Source organism: Sediminimonas sp., from assembly GCF_024637375.1.
Lineage (GTDB): Bacteria > Pseudomonadota > Alphaproteobacteria > Rhodobacterales > Rhodobacteraceae > Sediminimonas.
In genome coordinates this window covers 1-8,163 of the sequence record NZ_JAGXFK010000025.1, presented here as the reverse complement: position 1 = coordinate 8,163, position 8,163 = coordinate 1, and the positions used below count along the sequence as shown (strand labels likewise).

The 8,163-nt window shown below is 68.4% G+C and carries 11 protein-coding genes and 1 other RNA gene; 4 read left to right on the top strand and 8 right to left on the bottom strand.

What is annotated here, in order from left to right; all coding sequences use genetic code 11:
- Positions 1-201 (top strand): hypothetical protein (locus Q0L89_RS03460; protein WP_296762578.1); only part of this gene is annotated, 201 nt, incomplete at its 5' end.
- Positions 202-234: 33 nt separating this feature from the next.
- On the opposite strand, the gene Q0L89_RS03455 is transcribed toward Q0L89_RS03460, so the two are convergent.
- Positions 235-1,035, bottom strand: a complete 801-nt coding sequence (locus Q0L89_RS03455; RefSeq protein ID WP_296762576.1) for an inositol monophosphatase family protein — start codon at positions 1,033-1,035, stop codon at positions 235-237.
- Positions 1,036-1,218: 183 nt separating this feature from the next.
- Here Q0L89_RS03455 and Q0L89_RS03450 point away from each other — a divergent pair, with 183 nt between their 5' ends.
- Positions 1,219-2,178 (top strand): NADPH:quinone oxidoreductase family protein, encoded by a 960-nt coding sequence (locus Q0L89_RS03450; RefSeq protein WP_296762575.1) that lies wholly within the window; start codon positions 1,219-1,221, stop codon positions 2,176-2,178.
- Between the two features lie 101 nt (positions 2,179-2,279).
- On the opposite strand, the gene Q0L89_RS03445 is transcribed toward Q0L89_RS03450, so the two are convergent.
- Positions 2,280-3,128: a LysR family transcriptional regulator gene (locus Q0L89_RS03445; RefSeq protein ID WP_296762573.1), complete on the bottom strand. Its 849-nt coding sequence runs from the start codon at positions 3,126-3,128 to the stop codon at positions 2,280-2,282.
- A gap of 124 nt (positions 3,129-3,252) precedes the next feature.
- Between Q0L89_RS03445 and Q0L89_RS03440 the strand changes: the two genes are divergently transcribed.
- Both Q0L89_RS03440 and Q0L89_RS03435 read left to right on the top strand, forming a co-directional pair.
- Entirely contained in the window at positions 3,253-3,474 is a 222-nt protein-coding gene (locus tag Q0L89_RS03440) for a DUF1127 domain-containing protein (RefSeq protein ID WP_296762571.1), read from the top strand.
- A 110-nt stretch (positions 3,475-3,584) separates the two neighbouring features.
- Complete coding sequence (locus Q0L89_RS03435) at positions 3,585-4,361, top strand: Bax inhibitor-1/YccA family protein (RefSeq protein WP_296762569.1); 777 nt, start codon at positions 3,585-3,587, stop codon at positions 4,359-4,361.
- Positions 4,362-4,557: 196 nt separating this feature from the next.
- On the opposite strand, the gene Q0L89_RS03430 is transcribed toward Q0L89_RS03435, so the two are convergent.
- The 6 genes from Q0L89_RS03430 to Q0L89_RS03405 form a co-directional block, all read right to left on the bottom strand.
- Positions 4,558-5,256, bottom strand: coding sequence for a VIT family protein (locus tag Q0L89_RS03430; protein ID WP_296762567.1), 699 nt, complete (start codon positions 5,254-5,256; stop codon positions 4,558-4,560).
- Between the two features lie 94 nt (positions 5,257-5,350).
- A complete protein-coding gene (rpmG, locus tag Q0L89_RS03425; protein ID WP_007799108.1) occupies positions 5,351-5,518 on the bottom strand; it encodes a 50S ribosomal protein L33 in 168 nt (55 codons plus the stop codon).
- 104 nt (positions 5,519-5,622) lie between these two features.
- An RNA gene (rnpB, locus tag Q0L89_RS03420) (RNase P RNA component class A) lies at positions 5,623-6,032 on the bottom strand.
- A gap of 11 nt (positions 6,033-6,043) precedes the next feature.
- Positions 6,044-6,676, bottom strand: a complete 633-nt coding sequence (locus Q0L89_RS03415; RefSeq protein ID WP_296762580.1) for an N-acetylmuramoyl-L-alanine amidase — start codon at positions 6,674-6,676, stop codon at positions 6,044-6,046.
- A 94-nt stretch (positions 6,677-6,770) separates the two neighbouring features.
- Positions 6,771-7,586: a hypothetical protein gene (locus tag Q0L89_RS03410; protein WP_296762564.1), complete on the bottom strand. Its 816-nt coding sequence runs from the start codon at positions 7,584-7,586 to the stop codon at positions 6,771-6,773.
- Between the two features lie 38 nt (positions 7,587-7,624).
- A partial coding sequence (locus tag Q0L89_RS03405; protein WP_296762562.1) for an amidase occupies positions 7,625-8,163 on the bottom strand: 539 nt, incomplete at its 5' end.

Genomic DNA, 8,163 nt, shown 5'->3' with positions numbered 1-8,163 from the left:
GGCCGCCCCGTCGAGGCCGCCTGCCTTGCCGCCATCGGCATGCGCAGCCTCTCGATGCGCCCCGCCTCGATCGGACCGGTCAAGCACATGCTGCGCCGCATCGACGTCGGCAAGCTGAACGAGGTGATCGAAACCGCCATGGCCAGCGGCGACCAATCGGTGCGCCCCGCGGTGATGGAGTGGCTGCGCCGCGAAAGCTGAGCGCCATGCCCGGCGCGCCCCGGGCCGCAGACCTCAGGGGGCGACCTTGGCCAGCACCTCAAGCGCCGCGTCATGCTGCGCGCGCCCCGCCGCCGCCACCGCCCTGCCGCCGTGATGCGCCGGGCCGCCCCGCCAGTCGGTCACGATGCCGCCGGCGGCCTCGATAACAGCGATCGGCGCCTGGATGTCGTAGTCGGAAAGCCCCGCCTCGATCACCAGGTCGATCTGGCCCACCGCCAGCATCGCGTAGGCATAGCAATCCATGCCGTAGCGCGTCAGCCGCGCGCGCCGCGCCACTTCGGCAAAGGCCGCGGCCTCGGCGGGCGTGCCCAGTTCGGGGAACGTGGTGAACACGATCGCCTGCTCCAGCGGGCGCGCGCCCAGTACCGACAAGGCACGCGCGCCCTGCGGGCCGTCCATCGCCGCCACGCCCAGGCCCCCCCGGAACCGCTCGCCGATATAGGGTTGGTCGATGACGCCGTAGATCGGCCCCGACGCATCGCTCACGGCGATAAGCACCCCCCATGTGGGCGTGCCCGACAGGAATCCGCGCGTGCCGTCGATCGGGTCCAGCACCCATGTCAGGCCGCTGGTGCCGGGGCTGGGGCCGTATTCCTCGCCGATCACCGCGTCGTCGGGGCGCCGCCGCGCCAGCACCGCGCGCATGGCGCGCTCGGCGGCGCGGTCGGCTTCGGTCACCGGGTCGAACCCGGCATCGAACTTGTTGTCTGCTGTCAGCCCGCTGGCACGAAACCACGGCAGCACCGCCGCACGCGCCGCATCGGCCATGGCGTCGGCCACCCGCATCAACTCGCCCGCATCCGCCCGTGTCATGTGCATCCGTCCCGCTCCCGTCCGTCAGGCCGGGGCATGCCTAGCGCGCGCCGGACGCGGGCTCAAGCCGCGCTCGACAGGGGCCAGGTCAGATCGAACAGCCGCCGCCGCCTGCCCGGTTTGACACCGGCCGCGTCTGCGCCCTAACTGCGCCCGCCCCGCCCATGAGAGGAGCCTCGATTCATGCGCGCATTCCACATTCCCGGCAGCGGCGCCCCCGGGGCGCTGATGCAGATCGACCGCCCCGACCCGGGGCCCGGCCAGATCCGGGTTCGGATCGCGGCCTGCGGGCTCAACTTCGCCGATCTTCTGATGCTCAAGGGCCAGTACCAGGACACGCCCGAGCCACCCTTCACCCTGGGGATGGAAGTGGCCGGCACCGTCGACACCCTCGGCCCCGGCGTGGATGGCCCCGCGCCGGGCACCCGCGTCGCCGTCTTTGGCGGCCAGGGCGGGCTGGCCGAATGGGGCTGCTTTGACGCCGCCCGCGCCGTGCCCCTGCCCGATGACATGCCCGCAGAGCACGCCGCCGCCTTCCAGATCGCCTATGGCACCAGCCATGTGGCGCTGGACCACCGCGCGCGCCTGCAACCGGGCGAGACGCTGCTGGTGCTGGGCGCGGCGGGCGGCGTGGGCCTGACAGCGGTGGAAATAGGCAAGCTGATGGGCGCGACCGTGATCGCCTGCGCGCGTGGCGCGGACAAGCTCACCGTCGCGGCACAAGCCGGGGCCGATCACCTGATCGACGCCACCAGCCAGGATATCCGCGCCGAGGTGCGCGCGCTCGGCGGCGCCGACGTGGTCTATGACCCGGTCGGCGGCGCGCAGTGGCAGGCCGCCTTCCGCGCCTGCAAACCCGAGGCGCGGCTGATCCCCATCGGATTCGCCAGCGGCGAGGTGCCGCAAATCCCCGCCAATCACCTGCTGGTGAAAAACCTAAGCGTGCTTGGCCTCTACTGGGGCGGATACCTGAAATTCCGCCCCGAGGTGCTGACCGACAGCCTGCGCACGCTGCTCGACTGGTACCAGCAGGGCCTTATCAAACCCCATGTCAGCCACGTCCTGCCACTGGAGCGCACCGAGGAGGGGCTGACCCTGCTGCGCGAACGCCGCGCCACCGGCAAGGTCGTGATCACGCCCTGACCCCGCGCACGGTGTGTCCGCATCCGCGCCCGTTCCACGGCGTTTCCTCTCTCGAAAGACATCCTCGGGACAGTCGCGCATGAAACGCGCGGCGGGGCCCCTCAGCCGGCCGCGAACCCCTCGCGGATCATCGCGCACAGCTCGCGCTGGATCTCATCGCGCGTTTGCCCGCCGTAAAGGTTGATCTTCTGCATACCCAGATCAGGCAGGCCGCCGGCGCTGTTGATGCATTCCAGGTGCGGCGGCGCGTGCCCCTCCAGCATCGAGGTAAGCGCCAGGTCGGCACTGACCGTGGCCTCGATGGTGCGGTCGGAATCCGAATCCACTGCCATTTCCCATTCGATTCCCGCCTCGTCCAGCCGCGCGATAACACCATCGCGGAACTTGCAATAACGGCAATAGGCCAGCCGCAGCGGCCGCCCCTTCCACGCGCTGCCGCCCGGCGCCCCGATCCAGCGCTGCGGCACCTCGGCCAGCGTCTCGCCGCCCGCATCCACGCCTGCCTCGGTGGTCAGGATCACGTTGATCTCGCCGCGCGCATACTGCCGTTTCAGCGCGTTCGTGTAGGACGACTGAAGGTTGACCTTCATCCGTGGATACTGCGCATGGAACCGCTTCAGCACGTAGGGGATTACCGGATAGATCACGTCATGCGGCACGCCCAGCACGATTTCCCCTTCGAACACCTGGTCCGTCAGGCGCGAAATCGCGTCGTCGTTGGTTTCCACAATCCGCCGCGCATACCCCAGGAGCTGCCGCCCCGACGCGGTCAGCGCCACGCTGCGATTGGCCCGCTCCAGCAGGGTCTGGCCCAGTATGTCCTCAAGCCGCTTGACCTGCATCGAGACCGCCGATTGCGTCAGGTTGAGCTGCCCCGCCGCGCGGGTCACGCCGCCGGTATCGGCCACCGCAATGAACGAGCGCAGGGTCGTGACGTCAAGATTCCTCATCTCATCACCATTCTTGATGTTTTCGCTGTTAAATATTCATTTTAAAGATATGGCGCAATCCCTATATACATCACCATACATGATGCGTCTTCGCATATACATCACATATTAGAAAGCTTCCGCCATGACGACCCTGTCCTCCGCCCGCCGCGAAACCACCTGTACCACGGCGCATCGGCCCGGCCCTCTGGCCCGCGTGCGCAGCATGCTGGCCGTGCGGGCCCAGCGCCGCGCGCTTGCCCGGCTGGACGACCGCACCCTGCGCGATATCGGCCTGACCCGCGACGCCGCCCGGTCCGAGGCGCGCCGCCCCATCTGGGACGTGCCGCACTACTGGCTGCGCTGAGGCAAAAACTGCGGCCACGCCACCGGAAAGCCTTGAAAACATGCATGCCGTGCACGATATTCAACTCGAGAGTCCCCAGGGACATCAAAGGTTCATCATCGGAGGCATGAATGGCTGATTTCAACACGATCCGGACGGCGGCCGGCAGAAGCGCCGCCCAGATTGACGCGGGGCTTCGCGCCCACATGAACAAGGTCTACGCGACCATGTCCGGCGGCATGCTCATCACCGCGCTGGCGGCGTGGGCGATTTCCGGCCTTGCCACCACGACCAACGAGGCCGCGGCTGCCGGCCAGATGGCCAACGGCCAGTTGCTGACCGGGTTCGGCGCGCTGATCTACACCACGCCGCTGAAATGGGTGATCATGTTCGCCCCGCTGCTGATGATCTTCGGCTTCGGCGCGGTGATGCAACGTGCCTCGGCGCAGGCGGCGCAGCTGTTCTTCTTCGTCTTCGCCACCCTGATCGGGGTGTCGCTCAGCTCGATCTTCATCTTCTACACGTCCTTCTCGATTGTGCAGACCTTCCTGGTGACGGCGATCGCCTTCGCCGGGCTGTCGCTGTGGGGCTACACCACCAAGAAGGACATCTCGGGCTGGGGGTCGTTCCTGATCATGGGCGTGATCGGCCTGCTGGTGGCGATGATCGTCAACATCTTTCTCGGCAGCCCCGCGATCATGTTCGCGATCTCGGCGCTCGGGGTTCTGATCTTTGCCGGCCTGACCGCCTATGACACCCAGAACATCAAGAGCCAGTACGTCCAGCACGCGGCGCACGGCGACCAGGAATGGCTGGACAAATCCGCCATCCATGGCGCGCTGAGCCTCTACCTGGACTTCCTCAACATGTTCCAGTTCCTGCTGATGTTCATGGGACAGCAGGAATAACGGTTGCGATCAGCAAGGCAAGGAAACGGGCCGGCGCGATGCGACCGGCCCGTTTTCATGGGCGAGGGGCGTGCCTGCATCGGGTCAACGAGGTACTGGCAGCGTATGGCCTGTTGCGGTCGTTGGGCGACCCGCTGAGGGACCGCTCGCCCAGGGTTGGCCAGTGGCGCGTGGGGCGCCTGCCCCACCAGCGCCCTCAGGCCATCGTCACCCCGAACAGGCGCCCGACAGCGGCGGTCACGGCCATCGCCACCGATCCCCAGAACAGCACCCGCAGCACCCCCGGCCCGATCGGTGCGCCCCCCATATGCGCACCCACCGCGCCCAGCGCCATCAGCGCCATCAGGGTCACCGTCGCCACCACGGCCAGGCTCATGGCCACCGAGGCGCCCGGCATCACCAGCACCCCCAGCAGGGGCAATCCCGCCCCCACGGCAAAGCTGACGGCGGATGTCCACGCCGCCTGCAACGGGTTCGCCGCGCCGTCCTCCCACAGGCCCAGCTCCGAGCGCGCATGCGCGGCCAGCGCATCATGCTCGGTCATCTGCTCGGCGACCTGCCGCGCCAGATTGTCCTGCACGCCGTTGTCGGCAAAATGCGCCGTCAATTCGTCCAGCTCGTAATCGGGATCTTCGCGCAGCGCGCGGCGCTCACGCTCAAGGTCGGCGGCCTCGGTATCGGATTGCGCCGAAACCGACACATACTCCCCCGCCGCCATCGAAAACGCCCCCGCCGTCAGGCCGGCCAGCCCGGTCAGCACCACGTTGGCATGGTCCATCCCCGCCGCGATCACCCCCACCAGCAGGCTGGCAGTGGACACGATCCCGTCATTGGCGCCAAGAACCGAAGCTCTCAGCCACCCGGTACGATTCACGTAGTGCCCTTCCTTCGGCATGACCTGATCCTGCAACTCATTTTCAGGCGGCCGGGCATGAAAAAGGCCACGCGCGCCGGCGTGGCCCCATGCTCAACCGTCGAGACAAGATCGCTTACTTGATCTTGCCTTCCTTGTATTCGACGTGCTTGCGCACGACAGGGTCGTATTTGCGCACGGTCATCTTCTCGGTCATGGTGCGGGCGTTCTTCTTGGTCACGTAGAAATGGCCCGTGCCCGCGGTCGAGTTCAGACGGATCTTGATGGTCGTCGGCTTCGCCATTGGTACTCTCCTGCGCCGGGCAGACGCGCCGCCCGTGAAATCCTGATGAACCCCGCCTTTTACCCATGGCGGGGCCCGAGTCAACCGCATAAGCGGCGATAGTGGCGCGCGGAGGGCCTGTAAGCCGGATTCTGTCCCCGCGCCTTGGCAAGCACGGTGGATGACCATTCCTCTGGACGCACGGTTGCCCGCACGCCTCAAGCTGCCAACCCGGGCCCCCGGGCCAAGACGCGCCCTGCGGTGATATCGGCGCTTGCGCCCGATCAACCCCGCGCGGGGCCCCTATTCGGCATTGCTCCCGGTGGGGCTTGCCATGCGGGCGCTGTTACCAGCCCCCCGGTGGGCTCTTACCCCACCGTTTCACCCTTACTCGGCCGCTATGGCCGGGCGGTCTGTTTTCTGTGGCGCTTTCCCTCGGGTTGCCCCGGCCGGGCGTTACCCGGCACCGTTGTCTTGTGGAGTCCGGACTTTCCTCGACGCGGACAAGCCGCGCCGCGGCCATCCGGCCCTCCGCGCGACGTACACCTAAGCAGGCGTGTCGCCCCGGTCAACGGGAAAGCGCCGCGCAAGGTCGGCGGCCACGCCCATGTCGGCTGCCGTAAGCGGCCCGCACCCCCAGGGGCGAAAGCGCAGTCGCAGCGCCGCCAGAACCGCCATGTCGGGCGCGTCGGGGTCATAGCCGATACGCGACGCCAGCGCCCGAAAGCGCGCCACGTCGGGCGGCGCGACGGCACCCGGCGCACCATCGGGCCAGACCGAAAGCCCCACCCGCGCCAGCCGCCGCCAGTCGAACCGCGCGCCGGGGTCCGATTTGCGCGTCGGCGCCATGTCGGAATGGGCGATGACGCGCTCGGGCCGGATGCGCCACCGGTCCATGACCGCCGCCAGCAGCGCCTCCAGCGCGCGCATCTGCGGCTCGGGGAACGGATGATCGCCGCAGTTGGCAAGCTCGACCCCGATCGAGGCCGAGTTGACATCGCGTACCGCGCCCCAGCGGCCCGTGCCCGCGTGCCAGGCGCGGCGCGGCTCGGCGACCATCTGCCAGACATGGCCCCGCTCGCCGATCAGGTAATGCGCCGACACCTCGGCGCGCGGGTCGCAAAGCCGCGCCAGCGCCGCCTCGGCGCTGGTCATCGCGGTATGGTGCAACACCACCATGTCGGGGCGCACACCGCCTCTGCGCGGCCCATGACTGGCCGAGGGGTGCCAGCAGCACCCCTGCCCCGGCGGCCCTGCCGCCGGGCACGCCGGCTCAGTCGGCGGCGCCGTCACCGCCGCGCACGCTGCGAAACGGCGTCGGGTCCCAGCCGCAGGCAAATCCGTCACCGTCAGGGTCGAGGCCCAGCCTGTCGCGCTCGGGGCCACCGCGCTTGAGAAAGTCGATCTGCGCCTGGTCCGCCGATGGATACTTGGCGCAATTGCGCTCCATCCGACCCTGGGGGTCGAAAAGCGACAGTCGCCGGTAGAGCGGCTCGCCCACCGGGTTTGTCGTGCGCAGGGCATAGGCCACGATGTTGGGCCCGGCGGCCCCTTCGCGCTCGGGCAGTTGCGAGGGCTGCACCACTTCGTATTGCGCGCGGTTGCGTGCGATCCGCTCGGCATCGTCGTCGATGCTGCGCAGGTCGGACACGCCCTCGAAATCATTCTCCTGGGAAATACCCAGTTCATTGACCGCCTCGGGCGGCGGATTGCTCGGATCGGCCTGAATCGGCTCTTCGTCGGAATTGAGCGCCGCGGCGGTATCGGCGGCGATGCGGTCGGCATCGTCGTCCAGCGGCGCCTGCGCGACCTGCGGTGTCGTCTGCGCGTCGGCCTGCGCCTGCTGTTGCGGGCGCGGCGCCATCGCCTCGCCCGTCGCCGAAAGCGGGGCGCCCCCCGCCGCCGCGCCGGGCTGCTGCGGCTGCTGGCCGCTCAACTGCGCCTCGCGCGCCTTGCGTGCTGCCTGCTGCTCGGCATAGGTGTCGTAATCGCCAAAACCCACCCCGGCAGCGCTGTCGGGCACGCGCGGCGAACAGCCCGCAAGCCCCAGCGCCGCCAGGATGGCCGCGCCTGAAATGAGATACCGCATCTGTCCTGATCCTGCCTGATCGTGGTTTTACCCGCGTCTTACCACCATCGCGCGGGTTTTTCCACGAATCCCGCCGCGCGTTCCAGCACATGGGCGGTATTCAGCAGATCGCCCTCTTCCCAGGGCCGCCCGATCAGTTGCAGGCCCAGCGGCAAGCCCTGCCCATCAAGCCCGGCGGGCACGCTGATACCGGGCAGGCCGGCCAGGTTCACCGTCACCGTGAACACGTCGTTGAGATACATCTGCACCGGGTCGGCATCGATCATCTCGCCCAGCCCGAACGCCGCCGAGGGCGTCGTCGGCGTCAGGATCGCGTCGACCCCGGCGGCAAAGGCCTCGTCGAAGTCGCGCTTGATCAGTGTGCGTACCTTGCGGGCGCGGTTGTAGTAGGCATCGTAGAACCCCGCCGACAGCACATAGGTGCCCACCATCACGCGGCGCTGGACCTCGGCGCCAAAACCTTCGGCGCGGGTCTTCTCGTACATCTCGGTGATGCCGTCGCCCGCCTCCAGCGTCGCGCGGTGGCCAAAGCGCACGCCGTCATAGCGCGCCAGGTTGCTGGATGCCTCGGCCGGCG

Excerpts from the sequence above, each read along its gene's own strand:
- Q0L89_RS03435 (WP_296762569.1), top strand. The coding sequence starts at position 3,585 with ATGGCTGATTTCAACACGATCCGGACGGCGGCCGGCAGAAGCGCCGCC.
- Q0L89_RS03410 (WP_296762564.1), bottom strand. The coding sequence starts at position 7,586 with ATGCGGTATCTCATTTCAGGCGCGGCCATCCTGGCGGCGCTGGGGCTT.
- Q0L89_RS03430 (WP_296762567.1), bottom strand. The coding sequence starts at position 5,256 with ATGCCGAAGGAAGGGCACTACGTGAATCGTACCGGGTGGCTGAGAGCT.
- Q0L89_RS03455 (WP_296762576.1), bottom strand. The coding sequence starts at position 1,035 with ATGACACGGGCGGATGCGGGCGAGTTGATGCGGGTGGCCGACGCCATG.
- rpmG (WP_007799108.1), bottom strand. The coding sequence starts at position 5,518 with ATGGCGAAGCCGACGACCATCAAGATCCGTCTGAACTCGACCGCGGGC.
- Q0L89_RS03445 (WP_296762573.1), bottom strand. The coding sequence starts at position 3,128 with ATGAGGAATCTTGACGTCACGACCCTGCGCTCGTTCATTGCGGTGGCC.
- Q0L89_RS03440 (WP_296762571.1), top strand. The coding sequence starts at position 3,253 with ATGACGACCCTGTCCTCCGCCCGCCGCGAAACCACCTGTACCACGGCG.
- Q0L89_RS03415 (WP_296762580.1), bottom strand. The coding sequence starts at position 6,676 with ATGGTGGTGTTGCACCATACCGCGATGACCAGCGCCGAGGCGGCGCTG.
- Q0L89_RS03450 (WP_296762575.1), top strand. The coding sequence starts at position 1,219 with ATGCGCGCATTCCACATTCCCGGCAGCGGCGCCCCCGGGGCGCTGATG.